The 23586-nt window shown below is 42.9% G+C and carries 14 protein-coding genes; 5 read left to right on the plus strand and 9 right to left on the minus strand.

What is annotated here, in order from left to right; all coding sequences use genetic code 11:
- Positions 1 to 19 precede the first annotated feature (19 nt).
- A complete protein-coding gene (locus AC1RM2_RS15100; protein ID WP_492986007.1) occupies positions 20 to 1606 on the minus strand; it encodes a hypothetical protein in 1587 nt (528 codons plus the stop codon).
- 147 nt (positions 1607 to 1753) lie between these two features.
- Between AC1RM2_RS15100 and AC1RM2_RS15105 the strand changes: the two genes are divergently transcribed.
- Positions 1754 to 2752, plus strand: coding sequence for a type IV toxin-antitoxin system AbiEi family antitoxin (locus tag AC1RM2_RS15105; RefSeq protein WP_492986009.1), 999 nt, complete (start codon positions 1754 to 1756; stop codon positions 2750 to 2752).
- 103 nt (positions 2753 to 2855) lie between these two features.
- Here the strand turns inward: AC1RM2_RS15105 and AC1RM2_RS15110 are convergent, their stop codons facing one another.
- The gene (locus AC1RM2_RS15110) at positions 2856 to 3896 is read right to left on the minus strand and encodes a hypothetical protein (protein WP_492986011.1); all 1041 of its coding nucleotides are present in this window, start codon (positions 3894 to 3896) and stop codon (positions 2856 to 2858) included.
- Between the two features lie 425 nt (positions 3897 to 4321).
- Entirely contained in the window at positions 4322 to 5839 is a 1518-nt protein-coding gene (locus AC1RM2_RS15115) for a WG repeat-containing protein (protein ID WP_492986012.1), read from the minus strand.
- Between the two features lie 238 nt (positions 5840 to 6077).
- On the opposite strand from AC1RM2_RS15115, the gene AC1RM2_RS15120 reads away from it, so the two are divergent.
- Entirely contained in the window at positions 6078 to 6833 is a 756-nt protein-coding gene (locus AC1RM2_RS15120; protein ID WP_492986015.1) for a DUF6882 domain-containing protein, read from the plus strand.
- Between the two features lie 268 nt (positions 6834 to 7101).
- Complete coding sequence (locus tag AC1RM2_RS15125) at positions 7102 to 10740, plus strand: NACHT domain-containing protein (protein WP_492986021.1); 3639 nt, start codon at positions 7102 to 7104, stop codon at positions 10738 to 10740.
- A 241-nt stretch (positions 10741 to 10981) separates the two neighbouring features.
- Here AC1RM2_RS15125 and AC1RM2_RS15130 read toward each other — a convergent pair whose 3' ends face one another.
- The 3 genes from AC1RM2_RS15130 to AC1RM2_RS15140 form a co-directional block, all read right to left on the minus strand.
- Entirely contained in the window at positions 10982 to 11344 is a 363-nt protein-coding gene (locus AC1RM2_RS15130) for a hypothetical protein (RefSeq protein ID WP_492986022.1), read from the minus strand.
- A 710-nt stretch (positions 11345 to 12054) separates the two neighbouring features.
- Complete coding sequence (locus tag AC1RM2_RS15135; protein ID WP_492986023.1) at positions 12055 to 12753, minus strand: hypothetical protein; 699 nt, start codon at positions 12751 to 12753, stop codon at positions 12055 to 12057.
- Positions 12741 to 17720 carry an ELWxxDGT repeat protein gene (locus AC1RM2_RS15140; RefSeq protein ID WP_492986024.1) on the minus strand — a complete coding sequence of 1660 codons (4980 nt, stop codon included), beginning with the start codon at positions 17718 to 17720 and terminating at the stop codon, positions 12741 to 12743. The genes AC1RM2_RS15135 and AC1RM2_RS15140 overlap by 13 nt, the downstream gene beginning before the upstream one ends.
- A gap of 693 nt (positions 17721 to 18413) precedes the next feature.
- Between AC1RM2_RS15140 and AC1RM2_RS15145 the strand changes: the two genes are divergently transcribed.
- Positions 18414 to 18791 carry a DUF6249 domain-containing protein gene (locus AC1RM2_RS15145; protein ID WP_492986025.1) on the plus strand — a complete coding sequence of 126 codons (378 nt, stop codon included), beginning with the start codon at positions 18414 to 18416 and terminating at the stop codon, positions 18789 to 18791.
- Between the two features lie 73 nt (positions 18792 to 18864).
- Here AC1RM2_RS15145 and lnt read toward each other — a convergent pair whose 3' ends face one another.
- Genes lnt through rsmI form a run of 3 tightly spaced genes read right to left on the minus strand, consistent with a single transcriptional unit; the run spans position 18865 to position 21780 of the window.
- Entirely contained in the window at positions 18865 to 20493 is a 1629-nt protein-coding gene (gene lnt / locus AC1RM2_RS15150) for an apolipoprotein N-acyltransferase (protein WP_492986026.1), read from the minus strand.
- Between the two features lie 19 nt (positions 20494 to 20512).
- Positions 20513 to 21049 (minus strand): DUF1572 domain-containing protein, encoded by a 537-nt coding sequence (locus AC1RM2_RS15155; RefSeq protein WP_492986027.1) that lies wholly within the window; start codon positions 21047 to 21049, stop codon positions 20513 to 20515.
- 2 nt (positions 21050 to 21051) lie between these two features.
- Positions 21052 to 21780, minus strand: coding sequence for a 16S rRNA (cytidine(1402)-2'-O)-methyltransferase (rsmI, locus tag AC1RM2_RS15160; RefSeq protein WP_492986028.1), 729 nt, complete (start codon positions 21778 to 21780; stop codon positions 21052 to 21054).
- 167 nt (positions 21781 to 21947) lie between these two features.
- On the opposite strand from rsmI, the gene serS reads away from it, so the two are divergent.
- Positions 21948 to 23219: a serine--tRNA ligase gene (gene serS, locus AC1RM2_RS15165; RefSeq protein WP_492986030.1), complete on the plus strand. Its 1272-nt coding sequence runs from the start codon at positions 21948 to 21950 to the stop codon at positions 23217 to 23219.
- The last annotated feature ends 367 nt before the right edge of the window (positions 23220 to 23586 follow it).

Genomic DNA, 23586 nt, shown 5'->3' on the forward strand with positions numbered 1-23586 from the left:
ACTATCGACAGTCCCGCTTTTATTTAGCTCTTTCCGCCCTCCCTTCAAAGTCCAGCAATTTATTCCTTACTGCATCTGCATGCTGCTCATCCGTTAAATAAACAACCTCGTCCTCGTACGGAAGTACGTAGAAACGCCCCGCTAAATTGTTTTCCTGGCCTAAGTGCTTAATGAATGAGGCAAACGCATCGCCCAGCCATCCGTTTGCTGTATCAAATGTGTGAGCATGCAACCTTCCATTAAATAAATATTGCAGTTTAATGCCGCCCTTTATTTTTTTCTGAGTGATTTTGGTTGGATTAAATGCACCATGCGTAATCCTTGCAAGGCTCTTTAAATACGGAGCCTGGGGGCTCATCATTTCCGAGCGTAAAGAATAGGTTACCCCCGGGAAATTTGATAGCAATTTATTGATCGAATATCGGTCGTCCGCTTCGGCATCATCAACGGCCTTTACTATTTCAGTTTCCGAGAGGTGTGCAAAAAGGCCAATTTTTCTCCAGCCGGCTATGGTACTATCAATTCTGCCCGAAGTTAAAGTGTTGTCATAGCTATCCATACTAACAAGCATGTAAGACATGCTGGTAATTTCGGCTTGCTCTGCCCGCAGTGCAATGATAGCGATGTGCCGGTAACTGTCGTCATGGCGGGTACCCATGCTGAACATGATATCATGCAGCCTGAATGGCGATTGCTGATCTGCCAAAACCTTATTGAAAATGCGGTAAAGGAAGGCGGTAAATGCATCAGCGGGCTGGATTCCTTTCTTATTTCCATAATCGAAAGTAGTGCTGGTATGCTTATAAACACGTCCGTTGCAGGTTAAACTCACCTTATATTTAATTTCGGGCATGCCTTGTATTGATGAAGCCGAATCACGGGTTGTGGTATAACTAAAGTTGGTAAAATTAAGCCCCGGCAGTATAGATGCAATGTCCCGGTGCATCTGCTCCAGCCAAAGGTGCGGGTCATCAGGATATTTTTTAAGGTCGAGTGTTCGGTCCAGCTTGCAATAGTTGTTCAGCTCAAATGCCGATTCTATTTTGCCAGTCCGGATATCGCTCTGCAGCCGCACGAAGGACGAATCGCTTACTATGCCACTTTTGTGTAATTGTTCTGCAACCGGCATCAATTTGCCCGGAGCCAGCCACTCCAGCCGCGAACTCATTTCTACCAAACTACCGGTCAATTGTACCTCGGCTACGTAAAGGCCGCTATCTATATCTTTTCGCGTATGCGTATAAACCCTATCGGTAAGCAAACCGGCTTTATTAATTTTATTCAATAAAGTGCGCAGGGATGTATTAATACTGTCCTTGTTTTTTATATGCTTTATATAGCTATCGCTATAAGAAAAAGAAATACCCGTTTTACGAGGGTTTACATGAAATACTTTTTGCAGCATAATGCCGTGCAGACCCGCAAGAATGGCAACACGGTAAGAAACATCATTTTTATACCTTTTAAGGTCTGTTTTCAGCGCCGACACCTGTTTTGCCGATATTACCTGGAATTTAACAAGGCTGTCAACGGCAGCCAATGGCGACTGGGCGCAAACCATGTTAGATAAGCCACAAAAAGAGAGGATGATAAGGTAACGTTTCATTGCTGCTATGAAGATAAGCATTGTTGCGGAACTTATTAAACAATACTATTAGCTCTTAATGAGCAAAAGGCCCGGTCCATTTGTTTTTACCGATTGTTCATTTTATATTAGTGTTCACTTATTTGTGAACACTAATATAAAATGAACATGTCCGAACGAGTCATCTACAAAAACCTGCAGGCGCTGAAAAGTAAGACTGGGCTGGAAGGAATTTGGCTTGCCGGCGTTCGGGACAAGTTAACGAGTGGCAAAATAGAATTGAGCAATGGCACGCAGCAAAAAACCTTTCCGCTTGTTGTAAAACAAGAGGTAAAAAGCAGTCACCTTGTTCATTTTGTGCACCTGAATGAAAACTTTCCAGGTATCATCGTTATCGCGAAAATTATTTACCCGGCCATCAGGGAGCAATTACGAAAGCTGGGATTGAATTATGCCGACAGCAACGGTAACTGTTATATAAAGCAAGACGACTGGCTTTTTTTGATTGAAGGCCAGAAAGCAGAAAAGCCGGTATCGGTTAATAAAGACAGGGCATTTACAAAAACGGGGCTTCAGCTTGTTTTTCATTTCCTGGTTGACGAGCGGTACATCAAATCAACCTACCGGCAAATGGCCGAAGATTATGGCACTGCGCTGGGGAATATCAACAATATTGTTACCAGTTTAACAGAACAGGGTTTTTTGGTAAGAACAGCCAAAAAAGAACTGAAGCTGCTGCGCAAGAAAGCGCTTTTAGAGAAATGGGTAAATACCTATGACCAAAAATTAAAACCGAACCTGTTTGTGGGTAGCTTTAGATTGCCTGGCGGAACTGAGCAGCCCTGGCGCAATATGCTGGTAAAAAACACCGAAACCCAATGGGGCAGCGAGCCTGCAGCCAATATCATCACCGATTATTTTAAACCGGTACAGTTAGCGCTCTACGCCACCGAAACCATAGCCGAACTAATTGAAAAATACAACATTGTGCCCGACGAAAAAGGGCCGCTAAAAATCTACAGGAAATTTTGGAAGTTTAACCGGCCCTCCGATACCGTGCCTCCCCTGCTTATTTATGCCGACCTGGTTAACAGCGGCGAACCCAGGAACGTTTACACCGCAAAAAACATATACGACAGGTTTTTAAAAACATTGACGGTAGGGTAAGGTAGATTTGAGATATTAGATGTGAGATTTGAGACAGCTGCGGTTTGGTCCGCCTGGTGCGTGCCAGACGGACCCGTGGATATGTTAGCAGATGCAGGAAAACTTATTTGTCGCTTTCTTTAGGCTTGGTGCCGGCGCCGCGCACGTTCGAAATTTTATTGAGTACATCAAACCAAAACGGCGCCCCCATCATAATTGCCGCAACGGTAACAGACAGCCCAACAAGTTTGGAAAGCACAAAGAAAACAATACCCCATCCCTGTAAATTAAATTCATTGGCATTCCAGCCCAGGGGCAGCGAATCTTGCAAAACTGCTTTGGTTGCACTAATATCGGCAACCTTTTCATTCACAGTTTTTGCCAGTTGTTGGGCCGAAACCTCCAGTTTTTGTTTTGTGGCGGTATCTTTAACCGTTGTGGCAAGTTTGTTAATGTGGGCAACCTGTTTTATATAAGTACTATCCTTAATGGCAGCATCCGCTTTTATTGCAAGGTTTGTCCTTGCCAGGGGGTTATTATAAAGGTATTTGGCAATTTCTATGGTATCGGCATTTAATGCAATACATACAACTGCACCGGTAAGCAGGGTAAACCTGCGGGTGTATTGTTGTTTAAGCGTACCGGTAAGCCTGTCCATATTGCTATCGTACCAGTTTTCCATTTTTGACCGGAATAGTTCAATTGCTCCGGTGGTTTTAACGGTCATGGCTTTAAAGGTATCTTTTGCTTCGGTGGCGTAGATGAGGAAAGTACGCCTTAATTCGTCGGAAAGAGCGGTGGAGTTGCTGATGGAAGAAATGATCTCGTCGATAGATTTAGGGCCGGAAATTGTAGAAAAGGTAAAAATCTTATCTAACAAAGCAGAAACAAAATTCTTAGCATCGATATATGAGGGGGCCTTATCTGTGGGCGACAATGCTGTTAAAGCACAGTGGTTCATGATCACCTGCCCCAGCGGTGTTTTAATTCCCTTTGCGTCGGTTATTTCGGTATCGAAAATACGCAGCAGCCATTCGCCTAATATTTTTGCCCTCACCATGGTGACGGTTAAAACTATTTCGACTATCGAACTTGAAATTATACTTAAAAGGAAAAAGATAAAAAATAAACCTATTACAAGGTCAAGGATAGGGAACCCGCTCATCGTGAAAAAAAAGTTTTAGGTTAATAAATAAGATACCGCGTTAATATTTTTTAATGATTTTCAATCAAGGTTTAAATATTATGCTTAGGTGTTGTAAATCAAGCAATTCAGGGGAGAAGCGCTTAGTCAAACTTAACTAATCAATAATTTAATACAAAGAAATATCGTAAAAATATTTTCAGGAAAAATTAATCGGGCACGGTGTTGTGTATGATGCAAAACCCGGCAAACAGGCTACCGTGCACCCACATCTTTTGGATCTTATCAATTAATAAAACCGGTCGTTATTTCGAACGAACCGGCTGGATTTTGTGCAGGGGGTGAGGAGAAATGATTTTAATACGAAAGGAATTGGCGTAACGATCAACATAATTGATTGTTTTAAAGGCATGGCGAATACTTAGCATGCGTGCGCCAGCCGGGAGTTAATTTTTAAAATAGCTAAACCCCTTCAGGTCTGCATAGCGGTCAAATTCGTCTTTAGCGTTTTTTATGTAAAGTACCCTATATCCTTGAAAATCTATCCAACCATCTACGGGGAAGGCAAATTTGGGCCTGCAAAATAGCCTTTCATCTGCATAACCGTATTTGCCGTTTAACAAAAGCCGGTAATTGCCAAACTGATTAACAGGGATAATTTTATCGTAAACTGGTTGTGCGGTTATTTTACCCGTGGCTCCATTAATGAGGCCGTACCGACCACCCTTCAATGTTATCCATAAAAAACCACCAGGGCTTGGGCGTAATTCATCGTAAATACACGGAATTATTGTTTTGTTATTGGCGCTTACCATGCCCCACTTAAGCTTACGGTCGGCAGGCGAGCGTTGCGCCACCATGAAGTACGGAATATTGTATCCAACCTTTTTAAAGGTGCCAACACTATCATATATGGGTTTAATTATAGTTTTTCCGCAAATGATGCCTACCTTTTTATTCTTTCTGATCAGTACAAAGTTTTCATACATAAAAACGGTGTCTACCTTCTCTTTCTCAAAAGCATTATATGGCTCGGTATTGTACCATTGCGAATTTGTGGCATTATACATGAACTTTTGTACCGTGGCAGTACCGCCTTTCAACTCATAAGATAATTTAGCGGTTGTTTGTGTGCGTTCGTGGTAGCGTTGGGTCTTCATCGTGATATCTACCTCCCCACCGTTAATTGCAAACCCAAACTGGCGTACCACGTAATTGTTTTTGATGGTTTGGAAGCCGCGGCCCATGCCATCATCCAGTACCAGTTGTGGCTCTTCGCGTGCGCCTTTAGGCGGCAGTACTTCGTACAGGTTGGTTTGTGTGTTAAATTTCAGATCGTAGTTTTGGGGTGTTTTAGCCTGGCCTTTATACAGAAATAAGAATAGCTTATCTTTTTGGTAGCTTCCGCCGTAGTTCACCCAGCTCATGTCTTTTACTATCCACTGTTGTATTTTTTGATCTTTAACATTATACCAAATAAGCCCGGCCTTTTCATGCGGAGCCGTTATGGTGTACAACGGGTTTTTGTCCATAGCGTGTGGAAGTGCTTCGATCATATTTACGGTATCGGCAATTAACCGTTCGCCCTTTAAATTATAAACAATCTCGCGCGAACTGCCTGCCACAGGCTGATCGTCTATACTGTAATGGTCAATAATAAATAAGGAATCTATACAGTAAAGCTTGCCATGAACAGCCGGCATTATAACATGTGTGCCCTGTATCATGCCGTACTTACCATCTTTTTTTACAAAAAATGCTGCAGGAATCTCAAAGTAATGGCCGGTGCCAGATTGCTGGCATGACACCGTTTGCATTTCATCGTAAACGGGCTGAACGACAATGTGGCCGAGCGTATCTGCCAGTCCCCAAAGTTTGCCGGAACGGTACGGAATATATACCTGGCTGAAAACTGCCTGGAAGCAACCAACCAGTAATAGTAATAAGATTAGGCGTTTCATCATTATTTGTATTGTTCAAATATAGGTATAAAAACGTATGCTCTTTTGTATTACGCTTTTGCTCCGGTTAAAAATACAAAATCCCGGAGGGAACGGGCACCGGGATTTGCATATTTATTACTTAGCAGGGTGTTTACCCTACGCTGTTCGGAAGCCTCCGAACTACTATGCCTGTAGTATCGAGACTACAGGAGTATAAATGAAGTGGTTACTGTTGTTTGTATTTTGTATGTTCGTATATATGAGTACCTCAGAAAAAGATTTTGAAGTTTATTCAAATAGTTGCCTAAGTGAAATGTCATCTCTGCAAGATGAATTTATGCGGCTATATGATATCAACAGTTACGAAGAATGGTATTATGATCACGGCATCGGTGCTTTTCATTTTAAAGCAGACGATGGTCGAAACCTGTACTTTAAATATGTTGATGTAGGCTCTTTTTCAACTAAGGCCAATACCTGGAATTGGTCGTGGGATAATCAATCCACACCCAGGCATGTGAAACGAGCACTTGAAAAAGTGAGGGCGTATGGTGTGGTAAGTAACTATAACCGGCTAACAACAGGACTATTTAACGGAGATGAATACACTGGTTGGGAAATGACCGCTATAGCAGCGAAGTTATTGAGTGCAATGGGTATGTATCGTATTCCGCAGGGGCATCTTTTTATATACTTCATATTCATCAATGAGTTTACCCCAGAGCAATATGATGCACTTGAAGATAAATATATAGCATGTGATGCACACAATAGCGGCCGGGCAGCATTTGTTTGCCGACATTTAATTAATAATGACAATCAGGGATTTAATGAGGCCTTTGAATCAGATCAATCAATTGAAGAAGATGACGATTACCAGGCATGGTGCAATGAATGCGAAAAAGTTAGATTAAAAGAGGGCGAATGGAATGATGAATCAATGGCTTTTGCAGATATTAAAGTTGTTTGTGATGAATGTTATTTTGAGATAAAAAAACGAAATCGAACGAAGTAGTTTATTTAACGCCCACTATGCTTGTAGTCCCCAGGCTACAGGTAAGCTAACCTTTTTCTGAAACATGGTGTTTTGGGAATATATGAAGTGGTTACAGTAGTTGCAAACTACAGGCATAGGCGTTCGAAGTCGGAAACTTCGAACAGCAAGGGAGTTGGATAGCGTTCATATACCAGATTGCATACGCGCGCGCCAACTGGGCGGGGTAAATTCTGCGATATAAAATATAGCACGAAATTAATATCTTTGATATCTTACTGTTATCACAGTGTTAGGTGAACAAATAAAAAATATTACAGACAGTGCGCTATTTGAGCGAATGGCAAATGACGTACTCAGACAGAAATATGCTGACCTTGAAGGCCTGATTGCTGGAGGTATCAATGAAAAAGGCGAAACAATTAAAGGAAAACTGGATGCCTTTACTGAAATTTCGCCTAAGCACTACGCACTGATCGAACATACGACAAACGATTCCAGTCTTGAAGGAAAATGGCTTTATGACACTAAAACCTATAGCGGCAAAAAAGAGAAGCCTGATCAAGACGACGGGGATCTGATCAAGGCAATTAAGCATGCTGCCGAAATAAAAGAGAAAATTTCTGATGCGACATTTACGGTCTATCTAACCAGTAATAATCTGGTTGATACTAATCTTTGGTCGAAAGTAATTACAGCGGCGGCAGCAGGTGGAGTATCGGTCAAGTTACTCGAATTAACTAATATTCAAGACCATCTCAACAATAATCCCCAAGGACAGTATTTACGAAAAACATATTTTGGAATTGATTATGAACTCCTCTCTATTCGGGTAATTAAAGAAATAGAGAAAGAAAATCTGCTGCAGTATGCAGCAGATGGATTTATTGATGCCGAAGCGATTGAAAGCACAGATAGTATAAAACGGTTACGGGAAAAACTCAAACAATCTTCCAAAGACCTGTTACTCGTCATAGCTGAATCCGGTCTTGGAAAAAGCACACTTTGTTATTCTTATATAGCCGAACAACAGATACAAAGTAATAATACGATTTGGGTAAGCCCCCAAATGGTTGATAACGCCCGCGATGTCAAACATCTGATCCGGGACTATATCAGCTATTACCGCCCGAAGATTTTCTGGAATAAAGAAGCCGACGATATTATCCTTAATCAGCCGCTACAGATTATTGTTGACGATCTGAACAATTTCAACAATCCGCTGCGGATATTAGATAAACTGATTTCCTGGAACATCAACGCTACAGGTGTAAAACATCAGGTCAGATTTATCTGCCCGGTTTGGCCACAATATTTCGAGCAAATTCCTAATCGTAAAAAAAAAGATGCAGCATACGATACTTTTTATCTCCGCCAGCCAAAACACCCCTTGGCCATACAAATGCTGGATAAAAATCTACATGGCTTAAACATACCGCTCAGCACATTGGAAAAGGATGCGGTCGTCAAAGACGCAGGATACGATCCTTTATTGATCAGCCTGTATGCTGCACTTATCCGAACAAACGGTTTTTTTACGATTGCCCAAAGCAGTACGGTCATCAAGAATTTTGTTGATGACAAGCTAAACCACGCCATGGGCGCTCTATCGATACCCAGCTACCGTTTACAAATGCTCATACGTCGGTTGGGTGTATTTATGTTTACCCAAAAAGAAATCTCCCCTAGTTATCCTAAATTAATTGATTGGCTGCAACATTTTAACGATAGTACCAGGATTGCAGACCAGTTGGCGCTGGATGGAAATCTCTTTATTATAAAAGAAAATGGGCATTTGCAGTTTAGGCATGACCGAATCAGAAATTATTTCATTGTCGAGGGTATCAAAGAATTACTCCCTGATATGCTTACTCACGAGAACAGCTTTGCTGAACCATTTTTTATCGGCCAAATTGCAATGGCCATAAGCCAGGACGTGATTAATGAACAAGGTATTGATTTTTTGTTAAAAATTAATCCGGAAGCTATCTTTTACACATTAAGATACCTGCAAGCAGAGCAGCAGTCCGATTATTTAAATCAAATCATTGCAAAGATCAGCGATTGGAAAAACTCCGCGCAATTTACTGAGCAACACAACTCCATAATAGATGGTATCCTATGGGATTTGCTCGACACAGACACTAAAAAGATCGAACTGATTACGAAAAAGTTACCGCAGGATCATATACTTTTCTTAGCAGAACTGCGCAATGGCGATGTAATGGGCGGCATTAAGTATTTCGGAAGTTTTAAAGATTTTGAGCCGTATTTTAACAATCATCTTCGAAACTCGATTATTGCGCATGTCCAGTCGAATCATCCCGACATTCAAAAAAGCATCATTAAACTCTTAGATGGCAAAACGTTAACAACCGGTGGTAAAAAAGGCGCTTATTTGCTGTCGGGCTATTTGGGTTACCAAGCCTTAGCTTCGGCTTTGTTTCAGGATTGGAACGCGGCACCCGATGAGGAAATTTATCCTTATTTTATTTGGGCCATGTTACACTGTTGTACTCCCGCCGATGCAGCAGAACTAAAAACAAGTTTAGAATACTTTAAACAATTGCCGAACGAAGGTCGCGAAGAAAGCGGTTATCCGAAAGGTGCACGTAATACGATGCTCTACGCATTTACAAAATTGCAATGGCGGTTAGATGCTTCACTGATCGAGTTATTGAACAGTTTTTATGAAGATTATGAGCAACTTATTTCGACTTTATTCGGTCATTTCGATCATCCAACGGCAATTTTACGGACGGTAGAAGACATCGGCGACGGTCTCGCAAAAGCACATCCCCACAGTTCATATGCCATTAGTATGCCTGATGATCGCTGGAGCTATAAAAGAAATGGTTACAGATTGTCACAAGCGTCACTGGATTGTTTGGAAGGTATTTGGATTGATCCCAACCGAACCACTAAACAAAGGACTGTTGCATTGAAATTCTGGACTGATAATGTGCCTACGGAAAATGCCATAACAAAATTACGCAGTCTGAGTATAGACGCCTCTGATTTCTCGAACGATATGACTTGGCACCGGGTTTTACTTGGCGATCAGCAAATAACGGATGAGTTTTTGAACGTGCTTAATGTGAAATTTCATTGGATCAGGGTGATTGACAGGATATGGAATGATCAGTGCAAAAATCACTATCAAATCCTGCTTGATCAGCATCAAACAGAATTTCGGAATCGTGATATTTTAGAAGATTTTGCGAAGGTACTAAGAAAAATACCGGATGCAGATGCTGAAGAACTGCTCGTGAAAAATTGGCATCTTTTTAAGGATGATCAGGCAGGTGTCCAAACCGCACTGTACATCGCTACTGATTCGACAAAAAAACTTGCCGCAGAAACGATACAAATGACGACCGAACCTAAAGAATTATTTACTTACGTCCACCAGCGTTTTGGATGTTTCGATACGGACAGGGAAAAACGATTGACTTTGGAAAAATTTCAAGCGATTGAACCCTATTTAGATTTGTTTGCCCCTATTGCACTCAAAGAATTTGCCGAGCAATGTTTTCGGTCAAACTTTCAGGGCTGGCTATATGGCGTATTGCTACCACACCTGACGATTAAAGATCAACATTATTACCAACCTGATACAGCGGATTTAATCGCGGAGATCAAAAAACAACTTGAAATCAACAACCCTTTTATTGCGCACCACTGGTTGGAAGCATTGCGAAAAAGAGATTTGCCTATGTCTCGTGCCTTTAAAGCAATTGAAGAATGGCTGAAAGACTCACACTCGTTAAAAGGCATGAAGTTTTTGGCAAATTGCTTACAGGAAATAGGGACACGTAAGAAATCAATTTTACTTGACCTGTATGTCTGTAATGAGTGCACAACAGAAGATAGCGAAAACATTAGAAAAGCCACAACATACATAATCAGAAAAAGAACGCTCGAATAGGCTTTATTGTCTCGGAAAGAACTGTGCGGGGTAGGCGCTACCCCAACTATACATGCCTTGACAGCGCTGGATAGCCCCATACGGGGCAAACTATTTTCTTTCTTTTTCTACAAACAGGTAATCCCAACGGGGTAAATTGAAATTATTGTTGGTGTACACACAGTAACCCAAGGTGAGGAAGTTACCCCCACCCCGAATACCGACTCAGACAACTCAAAAACAGCTCTCCATGCCAACCGCTTTATTTTGAATTAAGAAAATCTTTATATTCTTCCTGAATCATTCCGGCCGAAACAAACCTGGTTTCTGAGGCAGCATAATTATTTATTGCAAACGCCAGTGCCTCATCTATGGATTCGAAATTATTGAGAATATAAGGTTCATCAGGGTCTAACGGATCAAAATGGTAAATATCTGTAAAGAGCTCATTGCCATCATCAAAACATTCAATATAGCATACACTATATGTCGGGTTTCTTTCTTTATCAATTCTTAGCCATTTCAAAACAGTGTAATCATCGTGTTTTTCATGATTTATCCACTGCTCAACAGATTTTCCAAGTTTTAAATTGGATTTAAATTGTTCGTCGGTTAAATAGCGCATTGTTCTGTTTTATTTATCGTCTTGACTGGCGCGCGCGTGCCCGCACGAAGCCCGGTGATATAAACAATAATCGTTTACGAGGAAAAGGCATAGTTATAGTATTTGTATAAAGCTACAATGATTCTGTTATAATCGTTTAAATTTATTGTTCTGCCCTTTTATAGCCACACGGTGCAACCATTCCCTGCTTTCGCTCCCCTCCCGTTAGACAACTGTGTATACACATCTATGCGCCGTAGGTGCTACCCCAAACGTACATACCCTGACGGCGTTGGGTAGCCCCATACGGGGCAAACTAATTTTATGTATATTTTTTCTACAAACAGGTAACCCCTATGGGGTAAATTGAAATTATTATTTGCATACACAGTAGCCGGGGGTGAGAGTGTTAAAAAACCATCCGAACACCTATTCCGGCAACCCCAACATCCGCGTTGTAAAGGGGTAAGCCTAAAATTCCCCAATCTTCGCGTAAGGGATAGCAACGAATACCGGCCCCGCGCCTAATGCCTGCAGGCGTATAAGTGTATAGCGCGACCCGACCAAAGGAGGGTTACGCCATAATGATTGTGGTGCCGTGTTTAGCAATGGCTCTGCCCTTGCTGGTGTTCGGAAGATTTATTATCTCATATAAAACGGTGTACAATAACCCGAGGACCCGCACTGCCTAAGCCCTTTCACTTGCTGAAGTTACCCACCGATAGCAACAGTTAATTAACGCTAAATTTAAAAACGCCGGAATCGGACCTGTTGTTTTTTGAGTCGCGTGTGATAATTTTCCAATAGTAAGTTGTTTTAGAAGTTACGTTAACAGCTAATTTACTATCGGTAACATTGGCTTTCAATAAAACGGGGTTTGCGGTGGCGCCTAAATAAACATCATAGTCAACAATGTCGTTATCAATGTCTTTCCCGCTCCAGCTTAAGGTAACTTTACCAGATACGGCATCGGTTTGTTGTTCATTGGCCGGACTTATTATTTCGGCGGGGAACGGGGCATATGAACTCACGCCTGGCCCCGAATTATAAAACCGCCAGGTGTCACTTTTAGCCGTGTTATTATTGCCTTTAACTTTTGATGTGACAAACCACGAGTAAGGCGTATTTAATGCCAAGGCCACATCTGCCTGGGCTGATACAACGGTTTTTGTAATAATTGTACCGCTTACCAGGTCCTTTATAGTGATATCGTAGCTATCGGCGGTTTCGGCGCTTTGCCATTTAAACGTAATGGTGCTTTGCGTTGCGGATGCATTGCCTCCAACTATACAAGCGGCATCTTTATCCGGAAATACCAGCAACGATGCTGTTGGGTTTATTACAGGCGCAGGGGTGTTCTTTTTGCTGCCGCATGCTGCTACAATCAATGCAAGCACCAATATGAGGCTGTTATACTTTATTTTTTCCATAACTTAATCACTGTTTGCTTGTTATCCAGGGTTAGTTTTAAAATAAAAAGACCAGACCCCAGCGAATCAAGAGCCAGGTTTACCTGGTTATTTTTTATTGCCGGGCTGCCCGAATAAACAACCTGCCCATTCAGGTTTCGTATTTCAACTGCCGCGTTTGTTGCGTTGCGGGTATTTAGCAGTAGTGTTACCTTATCAACAAACGGATTTGGGTAAGCCACAACATCCTGGGGCAATACAAATACCTCTTTAAAGTTGCCCTGGCATTCTTTGCCGGTTGTAACTGTAACCGTGTTGGTGCCGCCTGCAAGTTCAAGCGTAATATGATCAGCAGGAGTTGTATAAACGGTTCCGTTAAGGTTTACGTTGTAACTGCTGCTGCCATCAAAGGCCAGTGTTATAGTGCGGTCTATCTTGTTTAATGTGGCGTATACCGATAGGTCTTTAGGTTCGGAGATTACAACATCAAAACATTGCTGGTAACCGGGCTGTCCGGTTACGGTGATGCAAACATGATATGTGCCGGGCGCAAGGTTGTTTACAGAAACAGAATCTTTAAATGAAACCGAAGTAACCGTGTTGCCCATTTGTATGCCTGCCACATAATTTAACGTACGATCGGCCGAGATCTTAATTTGCCCGTTATTGCTTCCCTTACAGGATGCCGCGATGGCTTTTATTTTAAAGTTGGTTTGTGGTAACGAGAAAGGAGGATTTTTGATAACTACATTTAACAATGCCGAAGTTTTAATGCCGGTACTTACCTGGGTTTCAATAACCTCAATTTTGGCGGTGCCTGCCTTGCCCCAGCTTATGCCAGCTTTATTAGCGGTTGCTGTATAAGTACTATCGCCGCTAACTACCCAGTTATAAGTGTTATTGCTGTGTAACAACGCGGTATAGGCCACGTTGGCCGTGTGTGCCAGCACCGTATCGGGCCCGGTTATTTTTGTTTGGAAGGCCGAATCTACCGTAATATCAAGTGAACGCACACTACCAGGCCCGCAATCACTATAAGCGCTTACCTGTAACTGATACTTGCCGGGGGTGTTCCATTGTACAGTTGCCGTGTTGCCCGAGGTTGTCATTTTGGCATCGCCTGTAAAAGCCCATTTGCATTTGGCGCCATCAGTTAATGCTACTGTATATTGGTTGTTAACTTTTTCGGCAACGGTGCTCTCGCCTGTTATGTAGCCCAATTGAGGAGAAACTACGGGGACTTCTATTTTACTAACTGCGCCTCCGTTCCCGGCCAGGTATACCACATTGCCATAGCTGGTAACACCGCTGCTTTCATTACCTAAATACGCCATATTGCTCCATGTTGCCCCGCCGTCGAGCGTTTCAGAAACGTAGTTATAGGAGTTTCCGTAGTTACCCATAAAAACATATCCGTGGTTTTTATCAACAAATTTGATATGACTGATATCTCCCTGTTGTATAGTTGATTTTATTAACTGCCAGGTTGCGCCGCCATCTTTTGACCGCAGCAATACACCCTTTAGGCCCCCAACAATTATAGTGTTTGCATCAAATATGTGCACGCTGGTAAACCAATACTCATTATCTATTCCTGCGGTTTTATTCCAGGTAGTACCACCATCGGTTGTTTTCAAAATTAAACCCTGGCTGCCCACGGCAAAGCCAGTTTGGGAGTTTAAAAACTCCAGGTTGTTAACAAAATCAAATGTCGAGATCTGCGTTTTAGTCCAGGTGGCGCCACCATTTGTAGTTTTGGCTATTAGTCCGCTGCCCGAAAATGTTGTGTAAAAACCGGTATCAGCATTTAAAAAATAAACGCTTCTTATCTGGTCAGGGCTATCGCCGGTTAATATTTTAGTCCAGCTGCTGCCGGCATCGGTGGTTTTATACAAATCAACCAGGTCGGCCGCGTAACCGGTATTGTTAATAAATGCGCTGTGCCTTAGGCCATAGGTGCCGGTTAGCGGCATTTCCTGCCAGGTTAAGCCGCCATCTGTGGTTTTCTCGTTTTTATAGAGTCCAAAAATATAGCCCTTTTTGCTATCGGTGAAGTTAATACTGAGGTAGTCGTCGCTTGCAAGCATCGATAGGTTTTTCCAGCTATCGTTATTTTGCGTTATCCAGATATTACGACCCTGCGGACCAGATCCATAACCGTTGCCCGAACCTACCATTATCCCGGTAGTTTTACTTTTGTTAAATTTTATTCGGGTAAGTGCCAAATATCCGGGTTGCAGGTCTTCGGCCCAGGTTACGCCCCCGTCAGTGGTTTTGTATAATGCAGATCCGGCGGAGCCTCCAACAGCATAGCCGGTGTTATCATCAGTAAAATAAAATTCGCCTATGTAGCTACTTACAACGCTTACTCTTATCCAGGTATCGCCGCCATCGACAGTTTTAAGCACGTCGCCGGCCTTGCTGACCATATAACCCGTTTTGGCACTGGTAAACAATATTTTATACAGGTTTGCAAATTGGTCTAAAGGCAGATTATTAATTTTTTGCCAGGTATCCCCGCCATTTTTTGTGCGCATCAAGGTAAGGTCATCGCCGCATGCAAAACCGGTTTGTTCGTCAATAAAAAAAAACGAGTTAATGGAGCCAAAATATGTCGACGTGTTTTTTTTCCATGACCGGCCGCCATCTTTTGTTTTAAATGATGCCTGGTCGGTAAACGCGTAACCAATATCGCTGGTTACAAAAAAGGTGTTTTTTACCGCCTCGTCTGCTACATTAATAGGGAACCAGTTATCGCCGGCGTCCTCGGTTTTTAATAATATCGATTGAAAACTGTAGTTAGTTTCGTAGGATGCGTAACCGGTTTTACTATCGGTAAATTGTATTTTATTAAGTGGCCCCTTGTAGCTGCTATTGGCCATTGCCCAATCTTTACCATTATTGTCGGATTTGAGGATAACGCCATCATTGCCGGCCACAACTATACGGGTGCCTGCAAAGTCGGCACCATATAAGGCATAGGCCATATTTTGAACCACTGCGCTGCAATTGGTAGCTGCTGTAACATCGGCAGGCTGGTTAACGCTTATAACAAATACCTGCTCATAGCTGGTGGTATCACTGCTGGCTTTTACGCGGATGGTATAGGTGTTTTTATCAGCATACTTAAAAGCAGCGTTAGTTTTTAAAACATTGGCTTCGATGATAAAACTTTTATTATCGGCCGATCCAGTTCCGCTTATCAGCTGGTAAGTAAAAGCCCTGGCGGTGTTTTTGACCGAAAATGTACCAACCGCAGTAGCTTTTGCCTGGTTTTCATTAACCCCTGCAGCGCTTAAATTTATCATAGCGGCGGTATCTGTAAAGCTGATGCTTTTTAATAAACCCCCGCCGGGCAGTTGCCTTTTAATATCGGCTTTGCCCTGGCTGGTGCCTGCAAGGTTAACCACAAAATTACCCTGGAAACTGTCATTGCTCCTGATCACCAGGCTGCCATTATCCTGTATTTCTTTCGCCGGCAAATATGCCAGCTTAAAAGTTGTTTGCTTGCCTGGTTTTATAATTTGCGTGGGCGTACCATTTACATAAAAAGGGGTGCCCGCAACGCTTATCTCTGATAATACCAGGTCGGTAGTGCCTGCGTTTGTAAGCACGAATGATTTTACAACGGTGCTATCCACTTTCGAGTTCAGGCTCAGTTTATCGCCCGATGTAAGCGAGGTGTAATCGGCAGTTACCGTTATTAACGGACCGGAAACATTATTCCAAAGCCCGGTAACAGCGTTATAGCTAAGCTTTGAGGTAAAATAAAGTGTATTATTAAAATCAAATAAAGTGGCCGGGTTTGCCGGCGAGCTAAACTGACTTTTGATTGTTCCGGAAGCATCAACCGCCCATAAACTACCTGCCGAGTTGTAAAACAGCTTGTTGTTTGAAACAACCGGCAATGTGGTGGTTGTAACAGCAGCATCAGATACTTTAACTGTACCGGCTGCTGTGCCATCACTGTTCCATAACGCAAAATTTGACGAGGCAGCAAAATATAGCTTATTATTATAACTCACAAAATCCTGCATTTGCGAACCGCTTGAATACCGTTGCCAGTCAAAACTTTTTAAGCTAACAGTACCAGTCGGCGTGCCATCGCTGTGCCATAAATAATTAAAACCCTTGTCGTTGGCATCAACTGTACTGATGGAAAAGAAAAAGCCACTGCCTACGGCTGTTATGTTATCAATATCGTTTGATCCGTAGGTTACAGCATCATATTGGTGCAGCAAAACAGGTTTGTCATCATCGGCCCCAAGATGATACAGGCGGATGCTTTGCCTGTATGAAGTATTGGTAATAAAAACCAATCCGTCGCTTACTGCACGCAGGGCATCAACGGTATAATAATCATCAACAGCTACGGCTTTTGTGCCCGCTATTGTTCCATCGGTTTTCCATAAACCCTGGCGGATAAAGAAAATGTTGTTTTTTACTACAGTAAGCTGGCCCGACCCAAAATAGTCCAGATCAGTTAATCTGATGGTTCCGGCGGCAGTGCCATCTGTTTTAAATAATGCCGAGGTAGGCGTACTGTCTGAATCGGTGCCGGTAAATACCAGCACGCCATTTACTGCTGTTAAATTTGCCGGCATCGAACCATTAGAGCCAATACGCGCGGGGTTGATATCCTTTACCATGGTTGTACCCGCCGCAGTACCGTCGGTTTTCCATAGTTCGGTACCGTTTACACCGTCGGTAGCGGCAAAATATACTTTGCCATTATATACGGTTAAATAATTGGGGCTTGATGCCGGGTTACCAGGGGCAATATCTTTTACCATAACGGTGCCTTCAATGGTGCCGTTGCTTTTCCATAGTTCAAGGCCATGCACCCCGTCATCGGCAGCAAAAAGCAATAAATTGTTGTATTTGGTAAGCGGCCCTACCGAAGTAAAATTTTTAAGAAAATTCTGGGCATTAGAAATGTTAACACAGCAACACACTGTGAACAACAGGAGTATATATTTTCTACACATTTCGCAGAATATGATAAGGTTGTAATTCTTCCCCGAAAATAGGCAAAAAATTGATTATTAAAAAAATTGCTTATAAGAATATGTTTTGATCATACGCTTAAACAGTTCTGTTTCCGGGGTAAGAAAATAGTACGCTTTGATAAATTGCAGGGAGGGGTTTTATTACTGAAACGCTGCCAGGTATTAGTTACAATATATTGTTTTTTTTCTGCGGCTTTTTGGAAAATACAGCTCCAAAATTTGTGATAACTTGTTTAATTCTGCCACAAAATTGTAGGGTTATCAAACGGTTAATAACGGGGCACCGGGGGGATGACAATGGGTGCTAACAGGTAACAGGAGGGTAGTAACGGGATGCTTTTAAAGGCAGTTTTTTTAGCCCTACTGACAAGATCCTGTCAGTGTTCGGGTAACATGGGACCCGAACGGGCTTAAAATAGTTAATGTGTTGATAGTGAGATATAATTAAAAACAGCCTTTTACAATTCGAACACTTAAGTTGTTAATTAACAGCCGATTACAGGTGCTGCCCCGAACACCCCTCCTATTCTTGTACAAAAGCGAACACCTATTTTTAATTTTTTTTAGCGCGGCCTGTAACCTGCTTCAAAGCCATGTTGTCACAGCTTACAAATACACCAGTTAGGGTGATTGAAAAAAAGAACTTTATTAACTTATTAAAACTTAAATAAAATGGATACCGGGAATTTAGGAATATTAGCAGGCATTATTATTACCACAGGCTTTTTTGCCATGATATTTGCCATAGTTTACTTACACAAACGCGAGCGCATGGCGATGATAGAACGGGGCATGGACCCACGTGCTTACAAACCGCAATCTGCGCCGTATCAAAACTTAAAATGGGGCTTGTTGCTTGTTGGGGCTGGCATAGGATTGTTTTTAGCTTTTGTTTTAGACCATACCATGTTCCGCAGCATATCTGACGATGATGTAGCAGCGCTTTACTTTTCACTTATAGCCATATTTGGCGGTGGCGGCTTGTTCCTGTCATACAGGATCGAAAAAAAGGAAGTGTTGGATAAGGAAGACGCAAGGGCGGAGAAATAATTGTACTTAAGTCAAATGAACAAAAAAGGCCTTTCTGTTAATCAGGAAGGCCTTTTTTGTTCTTATAGATGTTTTAAGCTGTTACAGGTTTCTTTTTAATCCAGGGTTTTATGATGATAAACAGGATGAGTAAAACGGCTATGCCGCTGCCGGCCATAGGCAGGTAATCGCCGTGCATCACATAAAAAGTGAGGTCGGAGTTTAGGTTGATATCTTGTTTGATAGCAGTTTTGGTCCACCATTTGGTTTGCTGCACAACATCGCCCCGCTGGTTAATAAATGCCGAAATTCCCGTATTGGCCGATTGGGCTACCCACCTGCGGGTTTCAATGGCGCGCAGTTTGGCATAATCCAGGTGCTGGTCTTTACCAGATGTATTTTCCCACCAGCCATCGTTGGTAATAATGGCTATAAATTGCGCTCCCTTTTTTACCGAACGAGCAATATATCCCCCAAAAATAGATTCATAACAAATAACCGGATCGACGCCGATACCGCTTTGCGAATAAAAAACATCGGCATCCGCCTGGCTACCGTAAGCCCCGGTTGCTCCCCCAAGATGCTCAAAAACAGGCTTTAAAAACGATAATGCCTTACCAAAAGGCAAAGATTCGGCCCCGGGCACCAGCCGCGATTTATGGTAAAATTGCACTTTGTCGCCATTTTCAATATTCAATGCAGTACTAAAACTATCTGCATAAACGCCGGGTTGCTGTGTTGGGCTTGCAGTAGCCGTTTTGCGGGTATTGTATAACTTATAGGTTTCGGCCCCGGTTATCAGGTTGCCGTTTTTATAGCTGTGCAAAAAGGCATGTGCCTGCCTGTAGTAAGGGTTTTGCTGTATCCGGTCTTCATCTATATAATCGGGAATGGCCGTTTCGGGCCATAAAATAAACTCGGTGTTGGGCTGTGCTATACCCTTTGAAAGGTTGACCATAATGTCAATCTGGGTGGCCGTTGGAATGGTTCCCTCCTTTTCATACGGATCGATATTGGGCTGAACAGCAACAATATTTGATGGATTGCTTTGCTCTGTGTAGTTATAATAAGTGTATAACGAGAAGCTGAGGGGCACAACGATAGCCAGTACAAACCCGCAGATAAGCTGCTTTAAGCGCAATTGTTTGGCTTGCGCCTCGCGCAGGCCGACGTAAATTAAAAAGGCCAGGATGTTTACTACCCAAATCCAAATAGTGCCGCCATAAACGCCGGTATACTCGTACCATTGAATCCATTGGTGACTAACTGCAAAACCATTGCCAAGGGTCATCCACGGAAAGTTTAAATCCCAGCTTTGGTGCAGGTATTCGTAAGCTACCCACAAGCAAACCAGGCCGGCTAAGCCCCAGCCGCGGCTGGTTAACAAGCGTAAGCGATAATACAGCCAACAGGCAGCAGCCATAAGCAATGGGCCTAATGAATAAGGTATTAGCGTAACCGGGATGGCTGCCACGTTGCCAACCTGTTTCAAGGCGTTGTAAACCCAGTATACAGATCCTACATTCCATACAAAAAAGCCTATGAATGCAGTATTGAAAATCAGTTTCCCTTTTTTTGCTGATGTAGATTGGATGATGTTCTCCATCGCCAGCAGCATGGGCACAAAGCCAATAAAAAGTAGGAACGTTGTATAAGGTGTTGGCGGCCAGGCTATCCACAACAATAAACCGGAAAATATGGCTAAGGGAAGATTTTTTTTCATTAATAAGGGTAAAGAAGATCTATTTAAAGGTATCGCCGGGGTTTGCAAATTTATCGGCGTTGTACTTGTCGGAATTTCCTTTCGGAATAGATAGCGAATGCCATTTTGACCCTGTTATCATTTTGCCGATAAAAACAATCTGGCCTATATGATAGGGATAATGGGCCAGCTGCCGGTTTATTGCATCCTCAATACGGTGTGGCTCGTTGCGGATTTTCACTGTTTTTTCCCAGTCTTCGGCGGTTAACGAGTTTAGGGCGTTAAACAAACAAGCCCAGCCCTGGTCCCAGGCAGCCATGATCTGTTCGCGGGTGTTAATGGTTTCTTCAAATTCTGCGTCGCGGTTTCGCCATTCTTTCTCGCCATCGGTGATCAAAAAATTGGTCCATCGCGACAGCATATTTCCGGATAGGTGCTTGATGATAATGGCAATGCTGTTGCTTTCGGCATTAAACTGCCAAAACAGGTCGGCATCATTTAATTGCGCAAATGTTTTTTCGCCTAACTTTTTGTAATAGGCAAACTGTGTGATGGCACTCTTCAAATAAATATCCATGGCTATTCGTCGTCGTTATCGTCGTCTTTGTACTTGTTCTTTGCCGGCTTCGGTTCGGCACCGGCCACGCACATTACAAACTCGCCTTTTAGCGGATGTGTTTCAAAATATAATTTTACTTCGGCAACAGTTCCGCGCACAGTTTCTTCGAACATTTTAGTGAGCTCGCGCGATACCGAAATGAGCCTGTCGGCACCAAAATACAAGGCCATCTCGTCCAGCGTTTTCAATAAACGGTGCGGTGACTCATATAGTATGATCGTACGCTCTTCGGTGGCCAAAAACTTATAGCGGGTCTGGCGTCCTTTTTTCAACGGTAAAAAACCCTCAAAACAAAATTTATCCGTAGGGAAGCCCGAATTTACCAGTGCCGGCACAAATGCAGTAGCGCCGGGCAGGCATTCCACGTCCAAATTGAATTTTAAAGCCTCGCGCACCAGGAAAAAGCCCGGATCGGATATCGCCGGTGTACCGGCATCAGATATCAGCGCGATGTTTTTACCCTGCAGCAAAAACTTAATGATCTCGTTTGACGACTGGTGCTCATTATGCTGATGATGGGCAAATACCTTCTGGTGAATATCAAAGTGTTTTAACAGCGGTGCCGATGTACGCGTATCCTCGGCCAAAATCAGGTCAACTTCCTTCAACACGCGAAGCGCCCGAAGGGTGATATCTTCTAAATTACCTATTGGTGTTGGAACTAAATATAATTTGCCTCTTTCGTTCATGGTTCATAGATGATAGTTCATAGATGTTTTGTGTAAAGGCCGTTGTTCAGTTGTCGTAAATCAGCCATGAACTATGAACCATATGCCATGAACTTATTCACAAAACAGCTATGAACTATGAACCATAAACTATGAACTAATTATATCTTTGCCTAAAAAATAAAATAATGCTGCAAGTTAGTTATATCCGGGATAACCGGGAACAGGTTTTGGAACGTTTGGCTGTAAAAAATTTTAAACAGCCCGAACTGGTTGATGAGTTAATAGGGTTGGATGACAAACGCCGCTCCACCCAAACCAGTATGGATAACGTTTCGGCCGAGGCCAATGCAGCATCAAAACAAATTGGCGACCTGACGCGTGCCGGCAAAAAAACCGAGGCGGAAGAGATTAAAGCCAAAACTGGTGCATGGAAAGAAGACATCAAAAAATTTGGCGATCAGCTGGCCGCAACAGAAGAAGAGCTTTACCAAAAACTGGTATTGCTACCCAACCTGCCGCATAGTTCGGTGCCCAAAGGCTTAACGCCCGAAGAAAACGAAATTGTTTTGGAGAATGGCGCGAAGCCGGAATTACCCGCCAATGCCCAGCCACACTGGGAACTGGCTGCAAAATATAACCTGATTGATTTTGAACTGGGCGTTAAAATAACCGGCGCTGGTTTCCCCGTTTATAAAAATAAAGGGGCCAAACTGCAACGGGCGCTCATCAATTATTTTATCGACGAAGCCGAAAAAGCAGGTTACAGCGAAGTGAGCGTACCACTAATGGTTAACAAAGACTCTGGTTTTGGAACCGGGCAGTTACCCGATAAAGAAGGACAGATGTATTTTGTAAATGAGGACGAACTATACCTAATCCCCACTGCCGAAGTGCCTATTACCAACATCTTCCGCGACGTAATATTAAAGGGAGATGATTTGCCGGTTAAACATTGTGGGCACACACCATGTTTCCGCCGCGAGGCAGGCTCTTACGGCGCATATGTGCGCGGGCTAAACCGCCTGCACCAGTTTGATAAGGTAGAGATTGTACAGGTGGTACATCCGGATAAATCATACGAAACATTGGAGCTAATGAGTGCCCATGTACAGGGATTGCTGCAAAATCTTGGCTTACCATACCGCGTGCTCCGCTTATGCGGCGGCGATATGGGCTTTGCATCGGCTTTAACTTATGATATGGAAACCTGGAGCGCTGCACAACAACGCTGGCTGGAAGTATCATCCGTATCAAACTTCGAAACATTCCAGAGCAACAGGCTAAAATTGCGTTTCCGCAATGCCGAAGGCAAAACACAATTAGCACACACCTTAAACGGAAGCGCATTGGCATTGCCACGCATTGTAGCTACTTTATTAGAGAATAACCAAACTGAAAAGGGGATTAAAATACCAGAAGTATTGGTACCTTATACTAAGTTTGAATGGATTGATTAACTTTTGCAACATCAAAAATAATGTCATTGCGAGCGCAGCGCGGCAACCTCGTCGCAAATTGAGGTAAAGCGCTTGCAATGACATTTATCCATAGCACTCCTATTCTCGCAAAGCACTTACGCCCTTTTGTCATTGCGAGTGACCATCAGCCTATGCTGAAAAAAGAAGTAATGACATGGCTGCGACCGGAATTCATGTAGAGACGCATCACATGCGTCTCTCCTATTCTCGCAAAGCACTTACGCCCTTTTGTCATTGCGAGTGACCATCAGCCTATGCTGAAAAAAGAAGTAATGACATGGCTGCGACCGGAATTCATGTAGAGACGCATCACATGCGTCTCCCGCCAGACCGGTTTCGATTTGCA

The organism is Mucilaginibacter sp. GW822-FHT03E02, assembly GCF_058801545.1.

What these genes read in the sequence shown, in the direction of transcription:
- AC1RM2_RS15135 (WP_492986023.1), bottom strand. Translation starts at nt 12,753, where the DNA reads ATGGAAAAAATAAAGTATAACAGCCTCATATTGGTGCTTGCATTGATT.
- AC1RM2_RS15145 (WP_492986025.1), top strand. Translation starts at nt 18,414, where the DNA reads ATGGATACCGGGAATTTAGGAATATTAGCAGGCATTATTATTACCACA.
- AC1RM2_RS15105 (WP_492986009.1), top strand. Translation starts at nt 1,754, where the DNA reads ATGTCCGAACGAGTCATCTACAAAAACCTGCAGGCGCTGAAAAGTAAG.
- AC1RM2_RS15110 (WP_492986011.1), bottom strand. Translation starts at nt 3,896, where the DNA reads ATGAGCGGGTTCCCTATCCTTGACCTTGTAATAGGTTTATTTTTTATC.
- serS (WP_492986030.1), top strand. Translation starts at nt 21,948, where the DNA reads ATGCTGCAAGTTAGTTATATCCGGGATAACCGGGAACAGGTTTTGGAA.
- AC1RM2_RS15140 (WP_492986024.1), bottom strand. Translation starts at nt 17,720, where the DNA reads ATGTGTAGAAAATATATACTCCTGTTGTTCACAGTGTGTTGCTGTGTT.
- AC1RM2_RS15120 (WP_492986015.1), top strand. Translation starts at nt 6,078, where the DNA reads ATGAGTACCTCAGAAAAAGATTTTGAAGTTTATTCAAATAGTTGCCTA.
- AC1RM2_RS15100 (WP_492986007.1), bottom strand. Translation starts at nt 1,606, where the DNA reads ATGAAACGTTACCTTATCATCCTCTCTTTTTGTGGCTTATCTAACATG.
- AC1RM2_RS15155 (WP_492986027.1), bottom strand. Translation starts at nt 21,049, where the DNA reads ATGGATATTTATTTGAAGAGTGCCATCACACAGTTTGCCTATTACAAA.
- rsmI (WP_492986028.1), bottom strand. Translation starts at nt 21,780, where the DNA reads ATGAACGAAAGAGGCAAATTATATTTAGTTCCAACACCAATAGGTAAT.
- lnt (WP_492986026.1), bottom strand. Translation starts at nt 20,493, where the DNA reads ATGAAAAAAAATCTTCCCTTAGCCATATTTTCCGGTTTATTGTTGTGG.
- AC1RM2_RS15130 (WP_492986022.1), bottom strand. Translation starts at nt 11,344, where the DNA reads ATGCGCTATTTAACCGACGAACAATTTAAATCCAATTTAAAACTTGGA.
- AC1RM2_RS15115 (WP_492986012.1), bottom strand. Translation starts at nt 5,839, where the DNA reads ATGATGAAACGCCTAATCTTATTACTATTACTGGTTGGTTGCTTCCAG.